The organism is Spirosoma sp. SC4-14, assembly GCF_037201965.1.
In the GTDB taxonomy this organism is placed as follows: Bacteria; Bacteroidota; Bacteroidia; order Cytophagales; family Spirosomataceae; genus Spirosoma.
In genome coordinates this window covers 7,021,955-7,035,012 of the sequence record NZ_CP147518.1, presented here as the reverse complement: position 1 = coordinate 7,035,012, position 13,058 = coordinate 7,021,955, and the positions used below count along the sequence as shown (strand labels likewise).

At 48.0% G+C, this 13,058-nt stretch carries 13 protein-coding genes; 6 read left to right on the top strand and 7 right to left on the bottom strand.

The window, feature by feature from the left end; genetic code table 11:
• Nucleotides 1-87: 87 nt before the first annotated feature.
• Together WBJ53_RS29030 and WBJ53_RS29025 are read left to right on the top strand one after the other, a co-directional pair.
• Nucleotides 88-669, top strand: a complete 582-nt coding sequence (locus WBJ53_RS29030) for a hypothetical protein (RefSeq protein ID WP_338872857.1) — start codon at nt 88-90, stop codon at nt 667-669.
• A 32-nt stretch (nt 670-701) separates the two neighbouring features.
• Nucleotides 702-1,343 carry a Uma2 family endonuclease gene (locus WBJ53_RS29025; RefSeq protein WP_338872855.1) on the top strand — a complete coding sequence of 214 codons (642 nt, stop codon included), beginning with the start codon at nt 702-704 and terminating at the stop codon, nt 1,341-1,343.
• Here WBJ53_RS29025 and mnmH read toward each other — a convergent pair.
• Nucleotides 1,316-2,365 (bottom strand): tRNA 2-selenouridine(34) synthase MnmH, encoded by a 1,050-nt coding sequence (gene mnmH / locus WBJ53_RS29020; protein ID WP_338872853.1) that lies wholly within the window; start codon nt 2,363-2,365, stop codon nt 1,316-1,318. The two genes, WBJ53_RS29025 and mnmH, sit on opposite strands and share 28 nt — an antisense overlap.
• A 76-nt stretch (nt 2,366-2,441) precedes the next feature.
• Nucleotides 2,442-3,200 carry a pyridoxine 5'-phosphate synthase gene (locus WBJ53_RS29015; protein ID WP_338872851.1) on the bottom strand — a complete coding sequence of 253 codons (759 nt, stop codon included), beginning with the start codon at nt 3,198-3,200 and terminating at the stop codon, nt 2,442-2,444.
• Between the two features lie 132 nt (nt 3,201-3,332).
• Between WBJ53_RS29015 and WBJ53_RS29010 the strand changes: the two genes are divergently transcribed.
• The 4 genes from WBJ53_RS29010 (at nt 3,333) to WBJ53_RS28995 (ending at nt 7,103) form a co-directional block, all read left to right on the top strand.
• Complete coding sequence (locus WBJ53_RS29010; protein ID WP_338872849.1) at nt 3,333-3,782, top strand: GatB/YqeY domain-containing protein; 450 nt, start codon at nt 3,333-3,335, stop codon at nt 3,780-3,782.
• A 100-nt stretch (nt 3,783-3,882) separates the two neighbouring features.
• Nucleotides 3,883-4,416, top strand: coding sequence for a CvpA family protein (locus tag WBJ53_RS29005; RefSeq protein WP_338872847.1), 534 nt, complete (start codon nt 3,883-3,885; stop codon nt 4,414-4,416).
• A 92-nt stretch (nt 4,417-4,508) separates the two neighbouring features.
• Entirely contained in the window at nt 4,509-5,555 is a 1,047-nt protein-coding gene (gene rlmN / locus WBJ53_RS29000) for a 23S rRNA (adenine(2503)-C(2))-methyltransferase RlmN (protein WP_338872845.1), read from the top strand.
• 126 nt (nt 5,556-5,681) lie between these two features.
• Nucleotides 5,682-7,103, top strand: a complete 1,422-nt coding sequence (locus WBJ53_RS28995; RefSeq protein WP_338872843.1) for an inorganic phosphate transporter — start codon at nt 5,682-5,684, stop codon at nt 7,101-7,103.
• A 64-nt stretch (nt 7,104-7,167) separates the two neighbouring features.
• On the opposite strand, the gene WBJ53_RS28990 is transcribed toward WBJ53_RS28995, so the two are convergent.
• The 5 genes from WBJ53_RS28990 to WBJ53_RS28970 all read right to left on the bottom strand — a co-directional run bounded on the left by WBJ53_RS28990 (nt 7,168) and on the right by WBJ53_RS28970 (nt 12,926).
• Nucleotides 7,168-7,863 (bottom strand): DUF1080 domain-containing protein, encoded by a 696-nt coding sequence (locus tag WBJ53_RS28990; protein ID WP_338872841.1) that lies wholly within the window; start codon nt 7,861-7,863, stop codon nt 7,168-7,170.
• A 19-nt stretch (nt 7,864-7,882) separates the two neighbouring features.
• Entirely contained in the window at nt 7,883-8,719 is an 837-nt protein-coding gene (locus WBJ53_RS28985) for a formylglycine-generating enzyme family protein (RefSeq protein WP_338872839.1), read from the bottom strand.
• A gap of 25 nt (nt 8,720-8,744) precedes the next feature.
• On the bottom strand, nt 8,745-11,060 hold the full coding sequence (locus tag WBJ53_RS28980; RefSeq protein WP_338872837.1) for a HEAT repeat domain-containing protein: 2,316 nt from the start codon (nt 11,058-11,060) through the stop codon (nt 8,745-8,747).
• A gap of 65 nt (nt 11,061-11,125) precedes the next feature.
• On the bottom strand, nt 11,126-11,944 hold the full coding sequence (locus tag WBJ53_RS28975) for a lysophospholipid acyltransferase family protein (RefSeq protein WP_338872835.1): 819 nt from the start codon (nt 11,942-11,944) through the stop codon (nt 11,126-11,128).
• 199 nt (nt 11,945-12,143) lie between these two features.
• A complete protein-coding gene (locus WBJ53_RS28970) occupies nt 12,144-12,926 on the bottom strand; it encodes a DUF3050 domain-containing protein (protein ID WP_338872833.1) in 783 nt (260 codons plus the stop codon).
• Nucleotides 12,927-13,058: the final 132 nt, after the last annotated feature.

Genomic DNA, 13,058 nt, shown 5'->3' with positions numbered 1-13,058 from the left:
GCTTTATGTTTGCAATGTGCAACCAAGCGACAACTGAGTACGTTCTCTGGACAAATGACACAACAAAATAGTATTAAGTTCCTCCTTATGATTCGTTCCTGTTTAGTATCTGCTTTGTTAATCAGTATGTTGTCGGGTTGTGGTACCGATCGGGTTAAGTATACCGATGAACTGAAGCGAGAAATGGCCGATTCGAAAATTAAGCGAATAACCGATCCTGATTTAATCGAAACAATCGACAATATTGGTCAAAAGATTAGTGTGGCTGTGCAGAATGATTTGACTGCTGCTTTAGAAAAAACGACTGATCCAGCTAGCCGGGCAAAACTTTGCCAGCTCCAAAACCTGCCCCGTACAAAAGCCATTAGCGAGCGCTACGCTGTTGATGTTAGCCTGCTCGGTTCAGCCGATATTCAGAACAAAGCATTGAGTCAGAAAGAACGGGAGATTCTGGATGCCTATCTCTACAATGCCAAACAGAAATTGTCGCCCATTTCGAACATTCAGAAAATTAACGATACCCTGTTTGTCTATAACGTAGCGGTACCCACTAAGAATCCTATTTGCGAAGCCTGTTTTGGTAAGCAGGAGGTTCCGTTTGCCGTTTGGCGACTGGCATTTAGCCGACGTGAGGTGATCCGGCGAATGAGTGCCTCAACGAAAAAATAAGTATATTTACAGAAAGAAGCCTCCTCTAAACAATGGAAGCAGCAGCCCTGAAAATTCCGATGACGCTCCAGGAGAGCGACGAAGCCCCCGATATGATTCGTGTGCCGGCCACATGGGAGGAATATCTGGAACTAGCCGAAATTGTTCCCTACAATATTGATTATATAGACGGTGAGCTTATTGCTATGGGGCAGGCAACTGATACACACGAACAGTTAATTGCACAGCTTATTACATTATTCACTAATCAACTCGACGACCAACCCGATTACCGGGTTTTGGGGAGTAATGTGAAAATCTGTGTTGAGGAAGGCCGGGCTGACTTAAATGCTGATTTATCGGTTGTTAAAGGCTCTTCCGACTATGCCGTGTTGCCAAGCGGACGATTGTCGACTGTGCGAATTAAGAATCCGGAAATTGTGGTTGAAGTGCTGTCGAAGAGCACGAAAGCCTACGACCAATCGGATAAGCTGGACTTATACCGACTAATTCCTTCGTTGAAACATATTCTTTTTGTCAGTCAGGATGAGGTTTTTGTCCGAAGCTATTCGCGGACGGAAAAACCGACAGAATGGCTTGACGCCGACTACCGCTCGCTTGACGACACAGTTCGCTTGGGCGAGCTAACCTTGTTACTGCGTTCTATTTACCGCAAAACCTCACTTTCGGCCTGAGTATTGGCCCACTCAATTAATTGCCTGGCCGTTTGCACTGGGTTATCTTCATCCATAACTAATGGATAAACGGAGGATGAATCACGCTCCGAAAGTCCGTGTAAATACGCTTTGTCGTAATAAGCAAGTGTCAGATCGGCAACGGTTGCATAATCTTGATGGGCGAGAGCCGCCAGCGCGTCGTTAGTTGCTTTACCACCAAGCCGTTTTCTAATGCGTTCGGTTGCTGCTACCAGTAAACCATGATCGATGCCAGCATATTCGTTCACCAATCGGCAAATTCGAACGGGCTTTGGCACATCGACAAAAGCGACCGGTGCCGTTCGCATTTGTTGCCATATAGCCATCGGTACAAAACAAGCACCAACGTTGCGGCTCTCATCTTCGAGCCAGATTCGTCGTTTGCGGTCAAGTTGTTGCCATTGTGCATAAACCAGATTCTCGAACTGTTCGTTGGTGGGTTGTGCTGGTTGACCAATCGCACCGTACGATGAACCTTTGTGATGAGCTAGTCCTTCCAGATCAATAACCTGCTCGCCTTGTCGGGCCAATTCTTTCAGAATATCGGTTTTACCACTCCCCGTTTTACCGCCCAGAATAAGTAGGGTTCGGGGCTCGGAAAAAGATTCCAGAACGGCATTCCGGTAGGCTTTGTAGCCGCCTACCAGCGTCGATGCCGTTAAGCCGGCCGTATCGAGCAACCAGGCAAACGAACCGCTACGCATACCTCCGCGCCAGCAGTGTACCAGCACTTCCTTTTGTCGTGGATTAAGTTTTCGGGCCTGTTTTACAAAGCCTACCAGCTTTGGGCCAACTAAATCCAGCCCCAGCAGAACGGCCGCATCTTTACCGGCCTGTTTATATTTGGTACCAACCAGAGCCCGCTCTTCATTATCGAAGAGCGGAATGCTAATAGCACCAGGGATATGGGCATGATCATATTCGCCCGGCGACCGCACATCAATGATCGGCAGGCTTCGGGCCTTCTTAAGAAATTCTGTTACGGATAATTGCTGAACCATTGCCTGACTGGGATTTACAGGATTTGCCTGACTGACTTTGATTTATTTTCGCTTCGAAGAAGCGCTTTTGTTGCAATCAGAGTCGGTCAGGCAAATCCTGTAAATCCTGCAGGAACGTCTGGCGGTCCAGACAGCGTAAATACATCTGAATCGTATTTTCAAGACCGTAATAAAGCGCATCGCAGATGAGTGCGTGGCCAATAGAGACTTCTTTCAGATAAGGAATCTGTTCGTTGAAAAAACGAAGGTTTTCCAGACTCAGATCATGCCCGGCATTTAGCTCCAGCCCTATTTCGTTGGCGCGTTGAGCAGCTCGCACGAACGGTGCTACAGCTACCTCCCGGTTTTCGGCATAATGAGTAGCGTAAGGCTCTGTATAGAGTTCAACCCGGTCGGTACCCACGGCTTTGGCGCCTTCAATCATCCGCTCGTCGGCATCGACAAAAATCGAGACCCGAATACCATCGGCTTTAAAGGTGTCGACCAGCATCTGAAGATGATCGGCATGGCGGAGGGTATCCCAGCCTGCATTGGAGGTGATGGCATCGGGCGCATCGGGAACCAGTGTTACCTGTTCGGGCTTAACCCGCCTGACAAGTTCGATAAATCGCTCGTCGGGGTTGCCTTCAATATTGAATTCAGTTGTGACCACTTCTTTCAGGTCCAGAACGTCCTGATAGCGGATATGGCGTTCGTCGGGGCGGGGGTGTACGGTTATGCCCTGAGCGCCAAAACGTTCACAATCGATAGCTACCTGAACCAGATTCGGGTTATTGCCACCACGTGCATTTCGAATAGTAGCAATTTTGTTGATATTTACGGATAAGCGAGTCATTTTCTCAATTAGTGAATGAGCGAATGAGTGAATGAGCGAATTGCTTCGCTGGTTTTGTAACTTTGCCGACGTAATGATGGTTCATAATCTTAATTCACTCATTCGCTAATTCACTCATTCGCTCAATAAAAGATGGCTCTGAAACAACAAATTGACGCCGATATTAAACAGGCTATGTTAGCCAAAGATCAGGATAAACTGCGTGCATTACGCGCCATTAAATCCATGATTTTGCTTGAAGAAACAAAAGAAGGCGGTACGGGCGAACTCAAAGCTGAAGACGAAACCCGTATTCTGACGAAAGCCGTAAAACAGCGGAAGGATTCGGCCGACATCTATCGTCAGCAAAACCGCGCTGATCTATTGGCCACTGAAGAAGCAGAAATTGCCGTTATTGAACAATACTTGCCTAAACAATTGTCGGAAGATGAGCTTAAGGAAAAACTACAGGCCATTATTGCCCGTGTAGGTGCTTCGACCCCTTCTGATATGGGTAAAGTAATGGGTATAGCTACCAAAGAACTCGCTGGCCAGGCCGATGGGAAAGCGATCTCGGCGGCTGTGAAGCAGTTATTACAATGATTGAATTGTTGAATGATTGAATGATCGAATAGGTAGCCTGTTCTGGAGACTTCGTCAATCATTCAATCATTCAATAATTTAGCAATTCAATCATTCGCCCATGAACACCCTCGATTTGCTCATGATCATTCCCCTGGCATGGGGCGCATTTAACGGTTACCGCAAGGGGCTTCTGGTGGAGATCGTTGCGGTCATTGCGTTTATTGTTGCCATGATTGTGGGTTTTAAGTTTCTGGCTTTCGGTATTGAACTGCTTAGCCCCTATATCAGCCGTGAGCTGGCCCGTAAGCTGTTGCCCTGGCTTGGCTTTTCGGTCATATTTTTTCCTACGGTGTTCATGATCAACCGGATGGGCTTTGCTCTGCGCCGTTCTCTTAAATATACGTTGTTAGGAACCTTCGATAGCGTTGCCGGAGCCGTAGTTGGTCTTTTTACCTGGGTGTTTGGAATTAGTGTTATCCTTTGGTTGTTCAGCTACATGGGAATAAAAATACCCGCTCGCCAAACCGAAGGTGCTTTTTTGTATGAATACATTCGGCCTGTTGCTCCACAGGTTATGGACAAAGCCGCCGTATGGGTACCTAAAGGGCTGGAAGCAGGAAAGAAATGGCGAGCTGATACTATAAAAGAGTGAAAGAGCGAATGAGTGAAATCAAACCGCTGAAGCGGAGCGAAATTAATGCGCTAGCCACTCTTTCACTCATTCGCTCTTTCACTCTTTAAAAAATGAAACAAGACATCCGCAAACTTACACCGGCGCAGCTTAAGGATTGGCTCGCGCAACATGGCGAACAGGGGTTTCGGGCTAAGCAGATTTATGAATGGCTCTGGCAGAAATCGGCGCTTTCCTTTGAGCAGATGACAAATTTGTCGCTGGTGACGCGGGAGCTACTGAAAAATAATTTTGAGATTCGACCACTGTCTGTCGATCAGCAGCAGCGTAGCAGTGATGGTACCATTAAATCGTCGTTTCGATTGTTTGATGGGAATCTGGTTGAAGGCGTGTTGATTCCGGCTCTGCGCCACGACGACATCGACCGTATGACTGCCTGCGTGTCGAGTCAGGTGGGTTGTTCGCTGACCTGTAAATTCTGCGCAACGGGGTATATGGATCGTAAGCGAAATCTGGATGCTGCCGAAATCTATGATCAGGTGGTAGCTATTGACCGGCAGGCGAAAGAGAATTATAACGTACCACTGTCGAATATTGTGTATATGGGTATGGGCGAGCCGCTGCTGAACTATAAAAACGTTCTGGAGTCGGTGAACCGCATCACATCGCCCGATGGCCTGGGTATGTCGCCTAGGCGCATTACGGTTTCAACGGCAGGCATTGCCAAGATGATTCGGCAGCTTGGCGACGATGCGGTTAAATTTAATCTGGCTCTGTCGCTTCATGCTGCCAATGATCAGAAACGCGATCAGATCATGCCCATCAATGAGAGTAATACACTCGAAGCTTTGGGCGATGCGCTGGGTTATTTTTATAAAAAGACCGGCACCCGAATCACGTTCGAGTATATTCTTTTCTATAATTTCAATGATACTTTACAGGATGCGCAGGAACTCTGGAAGTTTACGAAGCGCGTTCCGGCCAAAGTGAATATCATTGAATATAACCCCATTGCCGAAGCGAATTTCAAGAATACTGATCCGCAAACGTTAGACAAATTCGCTGGCTTTCTGGATAGCAAAGGCGTAACGGTCAATGTTCGTCGGAGCCGTGGCAAAGACATCGATGCGGCCTGCGGGCAATTAGCGGGTAAAAAGTAGAGACGCGAAGAGTCGCGTCTCTACTTAACAATTTAATAACATAGCTATGGTTTGTTTGCCTTACTTTTGTGGCAATCATTGGCTTACACAAGTATTGGTAGCCTACTCACAGAAGATCACCCACCTATGTTTGGATTAGAAACGGATGTTTTTATCCTCCTCTTTATCAGCTTATTCGCTGCCTGTGCCTTCGAATTTGTTAATGGTTTTCATGATACGGCCAATGCGGTTGCAACCGTTATTTATACCAACTCCTTAAAGCCAACGGTTGCTGTTGTCTGGTCGGGTATCTGCAATTTTACCGGTGTCTTGCTGGGGGGGATTGGCGTTGCAATGGGTATTGTAAACCTGCTTCCGGTTGAGTTACTGGTCGATCAGAACGTTTATCATAGCGTTGCGATGGTGCTGGCCTTACTATTGAGTGCCATTGTCTGGAACCTGGGAACCTGGTATTTTGGCCTGCCCAGTTCAAGTTCACATACGCTGATAGGCTCAATTTTAGGCGTAGGCCTGGCGTTTGCTACCATGCCTGATAATACGGCTGGATCGGCCGTTAACTGGGATAAAGCAATTGAAACGGGCGAAGCGCTGCTTTTGTCGCCCCTGCTGGGTTTTAGTCTGGCTATTGTGTTGATGTTCCTGCTACGTCGATCTGTACCGACCGAAGCTAAAGATCAGCTTTTTAAAGAGCCCAAGAAAAACAGTCTGCCTCCCTCCTGGATTCGTGGTATTCTGATTCTTACCTGCTCGCTGGTGAGTTTCTTTCATGGCAGCAACGATGGTCAGAAAGGTGTGGGCCTGATTATGTTGATCCTGATTGGGATTGTGCCCTTTCATTTTGCTGTAAAGCCAGACCTTGACCCTCGGTTGATGCAATCGAATATTGTCGGTATTGAGCAAACAATTGCAGCGTTGGATTCGAATCAGTTGGCACCTGTAAACCGCGCTCGTCTGGCTCGTACCCGTACCGAACTGACCGAACTGAAAGCAATGATCTCGGCTCCGCTGGACGAAAATCGTATACCGAAAGAAGAGCGACTGAATGTTCGTCGGGATCTGCTGCTGATCAATAGCAATATGAATAAGATTGCCGAAGATGAAGGCGCTAACCTGAGCCCTAATCAACTGGCAGTTATGAAAAAAAGCCTGAGCGAAGAGAGCGGACTGCGTCGGTTTACCGATTACGCACCGCTATGGGTAATTCTGATGATTGCGCTTTCGCTGGGGCTTGGTACCATGATCGGCTGGCGTCGGATTGTGGTAACGGTTGGTGAAAAAATCGGTAAGCAACACCTGACCTATGCGCAGGGCGCTTCGGCTGAATTGGTCGCTGCCAGTATGATCGGATTGGCTTCAGCACTGAAATTGCCGGTTAGTACAACCCACGTTCTTTCGTCGGGCATTGCCGGAAGCATGGTTGCCAGCAAAGGCATCAAAAACCTACAGGCCGATACGGTACGGAATATTGCACTGGCCTGGATACTGACCTTACCTGTATCGCTGCTGCTGTCGTTTACCCTCTACATTTTCTTCCGCTGGTTGCTGTAATCAGCTAGTGTGTCGGCACAGAAAATCTTCTTTCATTCTGTGCCGACAACAACTCTCACCATCACTACAATTCTTTAATGGCAATATTGCGAAATCGGTGAGCGGCACCGGGTTTCCAGGAACCGGCCATGTTGAACGCTTCGGCTGCTTCTGAATAAACCGCCGACCAGTGTGCCTGCAAACCAATCATGCCCGTTGTAGCACCAGCTATAAAGTCATTTTTAGGTTCTGTAACATCCCACATCAGTTCGCCATTGACCCATAAGCGAATGCGCGGTACATCGCCTTCCATTCGGATGCGGAACGAATTCCAGTCGTTTGCCTTCCAGACTTTACCGATGCTCGTTGCCTGAGCACCTTTGCTGACATTCATCCGTTCGCCCAGGAGGTCGCCCAGACCACCGGGCGTTGCTAATTCAATCTGGTAGGCCATTCCACTTTCGCTGGAGCGAATAAAAATTCCGCCGTTGCAGAACGAGTCGACTTTTGCTTCCAGATAGAGTTCGAAATTGCCGTATTTCTTATCTGTCAGTAAGATTCCGCCTTGTCCATATGGGTGCTGCTTTAGCGTGATAGCGCCCTTTTCTACATAAAAATTGCCGGTGGTTCCCTGATGCGAGGTTCGGCTGGTATGCCAGCCTTTCAGGTCTTTGCCGTTGAAAATCGGTGTAAAACCCGCCGGGATTTTCCCGATCTGCCCAGTTGCCAGATTTACGGATAAAAGTAGCAGCAGCAGGCTGCTTATGTGCTGTGAAGACATACTGTTGGTGGTCAATAACTTAGTTCACTTCCATGACTACCCGAAAGCCAACGTCCCAACCGTTGCCCGGACCGGCAGCATGGGTCATGTAAGTAGCGTTTTTAACATCGCCCACAAACGAAGCCCCTTTCAGCACATGCTGGTGGCCTGAGTGGGGAGGAGTGGGGTCGGCAAATAGTTTTTCGTTGTAATAATCCTGTACCCATTCCCAAACATTTCCCAACATATCGTAAAGCCCCCAGGCATTGGGCGTTTTTTGGCCAACCTTAGCCGTTGTGGTCGATCCCATTTGGGCAGATGCCCAGATCGCTTTCCAGGAAATATCGTCCTGAGCACCGGCACGAGCGGCATATTCCCATTCGAATTCGGTAGGTAAACGGTAATGGTGTTTTTTATCCATCGAATTTAGTTTTGCCAGAAATGCCTGAACATCTGGCCACGTAACCTGCTCGACCGGATGCTGATCGGCATCATCGGGTACCTTATCGCCCTGAAAAGCGGATGGATTGTTGCCCATAACCTGCTTCCACTGAGCCTGGGTTACCTCAAATTTACCGATATAATAAGGATGCGTAATTTTGACCGTAAACCCTGGTCGGGCATCCTGTTTAACCATTTTTTCGGCACGCCGATAGTCTTGGGTAGTCCATTGCAAATCCGATTTCTTCGACGCTACATTGGCTGAGGTCGGTTTGGGGTACGGTGGCTGGAAACGACCAACCACCATCGTGCCTGGTCGAATAAGCACAAGCTCCATCCCAATACTATTGGTGTATGTTGGTGTTTGCGCAATAGCGTGCGGTATGTACAATGTAAGTAAGCCGCTCAGAACGCTTGTCCAGAGGTTGATTTTCATCCAATAAGTGGGCTTAGAATGCATCTTAGCGTGGTTTGTTCCAGTTGGTTCGTTCGGCGCGGCCTAACTTGAAAATTTCCAGTTCCTGCTGGGTCATACCGCCCGGAATAACGGGTGTTGTTGCCCGCACATCGGCCACCTCTTTTGCCGTAACAACCGATGCCTTGTTGCCTAGTTCGCTGCTATTTCGGATGTAACTCAATACAGAAGCAATCCATTTATCGTCATTACTACCCATTGCTGGCATCAGGTCGGGATAGGTTTTACCATCGATTGGGCCTTTCATGCCGTTTAGAAGCAACTGAATGATGAGTGTTTTGTCGCCACGGACGCGCGGAGAGCCAACTAGCGGAGGGGCGGGCATCTGGCTACTGCCTGCTACATGAATGCCTTTACCATCGGGTCCGTGGCAGGTAGCACATAACTGCTTGAAAATAGTGGCTCCGTTCGTTACCAGCGCCCGGTCGGCCGGACTCAGGTTGCGTGTGCGTTCTCGCTCGGCTTCCAGTTTCTTCTGCGATTCGGTGAATGTAGTAAACGAAAACTGCATGAGTTCGTTTTTTGGGTTATTCGCCAGCAGCGTTTTCACTAATTCTGTCGTACGCGGTGTTTTATGGCTCCGAAGCGATAACGACAACTGAATACGCACATCGGGACTTGGGTCGTTCAGGAGGCTGGCCAATTTTTCAATCACGTCTGAATCATTTTTTTTCAGAAAACCTTCGCTGATCCAGACGGCTGTTTTGCGTACTTCTGCATCTGCATCCGTCAAGGCTTTAAAAAGCGTCGGTTTGTCAATAGCCTCCATTCCTTCCAGTGTCCATAAAGCATGAATACGGCCCAGCGGACCAGGTTGGTTTGGCAGTGAGGCTTTTTCGCCAACCGCAATTTGCTTCAGCACTGGCACTACCGACCGATCATTCCGAATAACAAGTAGCAACTGGGCATTGTCGCGCCACCAGCCGTTCGGGTGGTTCAGATACGTAACGAGCCGATTACTTGGTTCATTGAGCAACGTAGGCTTTCGGTCATCTCGTTTAAAATTGTCGTGAACGACGCGGTAAATGCGACCCATTCCTCGGTTTTTATACAGCCCCTTTTGCTGAATAACTTTGCCCAGATACGAATCGGGTTTGGTCCACTCGCTTTCCTGAATAATGCCGTGATACATATCGACAATGTAAAAGCAGCCATCGGGTCCTGTATACGTATTGATAGGCCGGAAATTCATGTCGGCAGAGGCTAGCCAATCTTTTTCTTTATAGGCATCTTCAATATAGATTTTTCCGTTTCTATTGATAACCTTGCCCCGTTTGATAATGCGCCCCACTGGCTCTGGAATGAAATAATCGCCCTGCATATCGACCGGAAGCCGGTCGCCCCGGAAAATAGACTGGCCGCATCCGGCGGTGAATTTATTGAGGGTATTGTCTGCTTTTCGTAAGGCTTCCCGTCCGCCCTGAGCATCCACATTCCCGATGATAGGCCAGGGTTTAGTGAAGTCGTCGGAGTACTGATCGACAAAGTTCAGTGCACCGTAGGCTGGATTTTGCTGAATCTGCACCGCCGGAAGTCCCGGCCCTGCTTCGGAATAGAACAGTCGGCCGTAGTTGTCGGTAGTCATTCCCCACTGGCCAATCATGTTGTCGACTAATGTATCGGCCACGAGGTTGCCATTTTTGTATTTATACCGGAGATTATCGCGGGTTGGATAAATCCAGTTGTCCAGATTCCAGAGGAAACCACCATTTTGGTGTTCGAGGTTGCGGGAGTCGAGCACATCGTTTCGGAATACGATTTTCTTCTCATCCGCTTTCCCATCACCATTTGTGTCCCGATAGCTCCAGATGTGCTGCACGTTGGTGAGCCCTACTAATAACTGATCTCCAACAGGCAGAATGGTGCGTGGTAAAACAAGGCTATCGACAAAAATGGTCGATTTATCCATTCGGCCATCACCATCGGTGTCTTCCAGCCGTTTAATGCGGCTGGTTGGTGCATATTCGCCGGTGGCATTGGCGTCTTTCATGTAGGTGTTCATTTCGGCCACATACATACGCCCATTGCCGTCCCAGGCAATGGCAACCGGTTCCTGAACCATAGGTTCACTAGCTACCAGTTCAACATGGTAGCCCGGCGGCAGTTGTATTTTTTTTATGCTTTCTTCGGGCGATAAAGGCTCAACGGGAGGATTCGTATCGACAACAACCCGTGTCAAATCATTTTCGGATGCCTTATTGGAAGGTTTGTTGCAGCCCGGCACAAACAACGCAACTGACAAAAAACAGGCTGGTAGCAGACCGCTTGTAAGGACTGTTTGTAAGTTGGATGGAAATTTCATGGTAAAAGGAGTTCAGGAATACGGCTACTGATCGAGACGTATGGGCAACATAGAGGATGGGTGCTTTACTGTGGGCTCTGCTCCTGTGCCCATTTAGGAGTATCCTGCTCAATGGCGTGACGTACTTTGGCGACAATATCATCAACAGAATCGTCGGCACTAACAAGAAGAGGTGGTTTAAATTTAACAGTTAAGAGTGTATTGCGTTTCTTAAAACGAAGCCCTTTTTTATCGAAAGCCCGCCGAAAGCCATTGATTACCACAGGGATCACAATCGGTTCGTTGTTTTTGATGAGGTGGCCGGTTCCTTTGCGTACGGGCGCATAGGGGCTGGTTGTTCCCTGCGGAAAACTAACAACCCAGCCATGAGCCAGGGCTTTCGCTATTTTGTCATTGGCCGATGTATCGACCGAACGTTGAACTTCGCGGCCATCGGCCCGCCACGACCGCTCGATGGTGATGGCTCCGCCAGCCGAAAAAATTTTGGGGACAATGCCTTTCTTCATCGTTTCGGACGCGGCTACATAATATTGACGGGCTCTTGGACCGAATAAATAGACGGGAGGTAAGAGGGTGTTCTGAAACCCCCATTTCACGGCGCAGAAAATATGAAAGAAAGCAATAACGTCGGCAAAATAGGTTTGGTGATTCGAAAGAAACAGAACGTTGTTGATTGGTAGGTTTTCCAGATGTTCAGTTCCTTCAATTTGAATTCGGTTAACAACCGTATAGCGGGCATAGGTGAGCCAGCCAATAATGCCAATCAGCATCCGTCGAACCAATAATGAGTTGCCGAACGGATCGCGCTCGAAAATGCCGAGTATATCCAGGGGCATTAAAAATTTAGGGAGATAGCTAAATTTTGTGGGTTTTATGTAGTTCATCTAAGGGTCGCAGGTAGTTTCAGCGCCTTCGTCTGTTGCACTTCCGAAAAGTATACAGCTACGAAGAATAGACCGAATTAGTAAAGTTACAATTCGGCTGCAATGTTTTCAAGAAAAAGTACAACCAGACCGTCGATAAAGAAAAAACCCGAATTGGCTCAGGGGCAATTCGGGTTTTTTTAGATGCTAGATTGGTGTCTTACACAGTTTCTGGATGCGAAATTTGGGCATATACGCTATCCCAAAGCGCAATCCGCGCCTGTAGTGCTGCTTCGGCCGCCAATGTAGCTTCGTGCCATCGTTGTGGGTCAGAACCGCACAATTCAGCCGTCATGGCTTTGGCCAGGTGCGAGTGATGATCGCCATCAACTTCTATATGGCGTTCCAGGTAATACGTGAAAAGGCTTAGTTGTTGGGGCGACTGGTCGCGCAGTTGCCGAACCAGTGCAATGAACATATCGGGAATCAGATCTTCACGACCAAACGTAAATACGGCCGCAATCTCATGTAAGCGCCCTTTTTTGATCAAATCGAACGTAAAGCCAATAAACTGCCGACTGCCTTCGGGCAAATGCAGAGTTGCCAGTGTTTCGTCGATGGAACGTCCATTTTTCAATTCACTGACGAGGGCTTCACTGAGATGGGTATCGGCTCCGGCTTGTTTCATCGCTTGCAGGTAAAGCTCAAAATGGCTTACCCGATTGCCATCAGGGTCAACATCACTTTCTTCGCCAACTACAATTTCGTTGATCAGATACCGTGTTTCGGCATTGCCAACGGGGACCCACGGAACATCGACACAAGTTAGATTTCGTTGGAGCGCTTTCAATAACGACATGAAATCCCAAACCGCCCACACGTGCGATTGCATGAACAATCGCAGATCATCGGTCGACTGTACAGAAGCATATAAGGGATGATTGGTGAGCTGTTGACGAAGGGGCTCCAGTTGCTTCGATAAACTATTTACTCGCTGACTCATAATGGGTTACAAAATAATTTCAATTTCTCATTAATCTTTTTACAACCTACTCCGTCTAATCCTTGAATTACACAGAAATGCTGACTGCCTATTGCCTACACTTTACACAAACAATGTCATGCTCCTTATTTA

Coding starts and splice junctions, on each gene's coding strand:
- WBJ53_RS29030 (WP_338872857.1), top strand. CDS start 88: ATGATTCGTTCCTGTTTAGTATCTGCTTTGTTAATCAGTATGTTGTCG.
- WBJ53_RS29025 (WP_338872855.1), top strand. CDS start 702: ATGGAAGCAGCAGCCCTGAAAATTCCGATGACGCTCCAGGAGAGCGAC.
- mnmH (WP_338872853.1), bottom strand. CDS start 2,365: ATGGTTCAGCAATTATCCGTAACAGAATTTCTTAAGAAGGCCCGAAGC.
- WBJ53_RS29015 (WP_338872851.1), bottom strand. CDS start 3,200: ATGACTCGCTTATCCGTAAATATCAACAAAATTGCTACTATTCGAAAT.
- WBJ53_RS29010 (WP_338872849.1), top strand. CDS start 3,333: ATGGCTCTGAAACAACAAATTGACGCCGATATTAAACAGGCTATGTTA.
- WBJ53_RS29005 (WP_338872847.1), top strand. CDS start 3,883: ATGAACACCCTCGATTTGCTCATGATCATTCCCCTGGCATGGGGCGCA.
- rlmN (WP_338872845.1), top strand. CDS start 4,509: ATGAAACAAGACATCCGCAAACTTACACCGGCGCAGCTTAAGGATTGG.
- WBJ53_RS28995 (WP_338872843.1), top strand. CDS start 5,682: ATGTTTGGATTAGAAACGGATGTTTTTATCCTCCTCTTTATCAGCTTA.
- WBJ53_RS28990 (WP_338872841.1), bottom strand. CDS start 7,863: ATGTCTTCACAGCACATAAGCAGCCTGCTGCTGCTACTTTTATCCGTA.
- WBJ53_RS28985 (WP_338872839.1), bottom strand. CDS start 8,719: ATGAAAATCAACCTCTGGACAAGCGTTCTGAGCGGCTTACTTACATTG.
- WBJ53_RS28980 (WP_338872837.1), bottom strand. CDS start 11,060: ATGAAATTTCCATCCAACTTACAAACAGTCCTTACAAGCGGTCTGCTA.
- WBJ53_RS28975 (WP_338872835.1), bottom strand. CDS start 11,944: ATGAACTACATAAAACCCACAAAATTTAGCTATCTCCCTAAATTTTTA.
- WBJ53_RS28970 (WP_338872833.1), bottom strand. CDS start 12,926: ATGAGTCAGCGAGTAAATAGTTTATCGAAGCAACTGGAGCCCCTTCGT.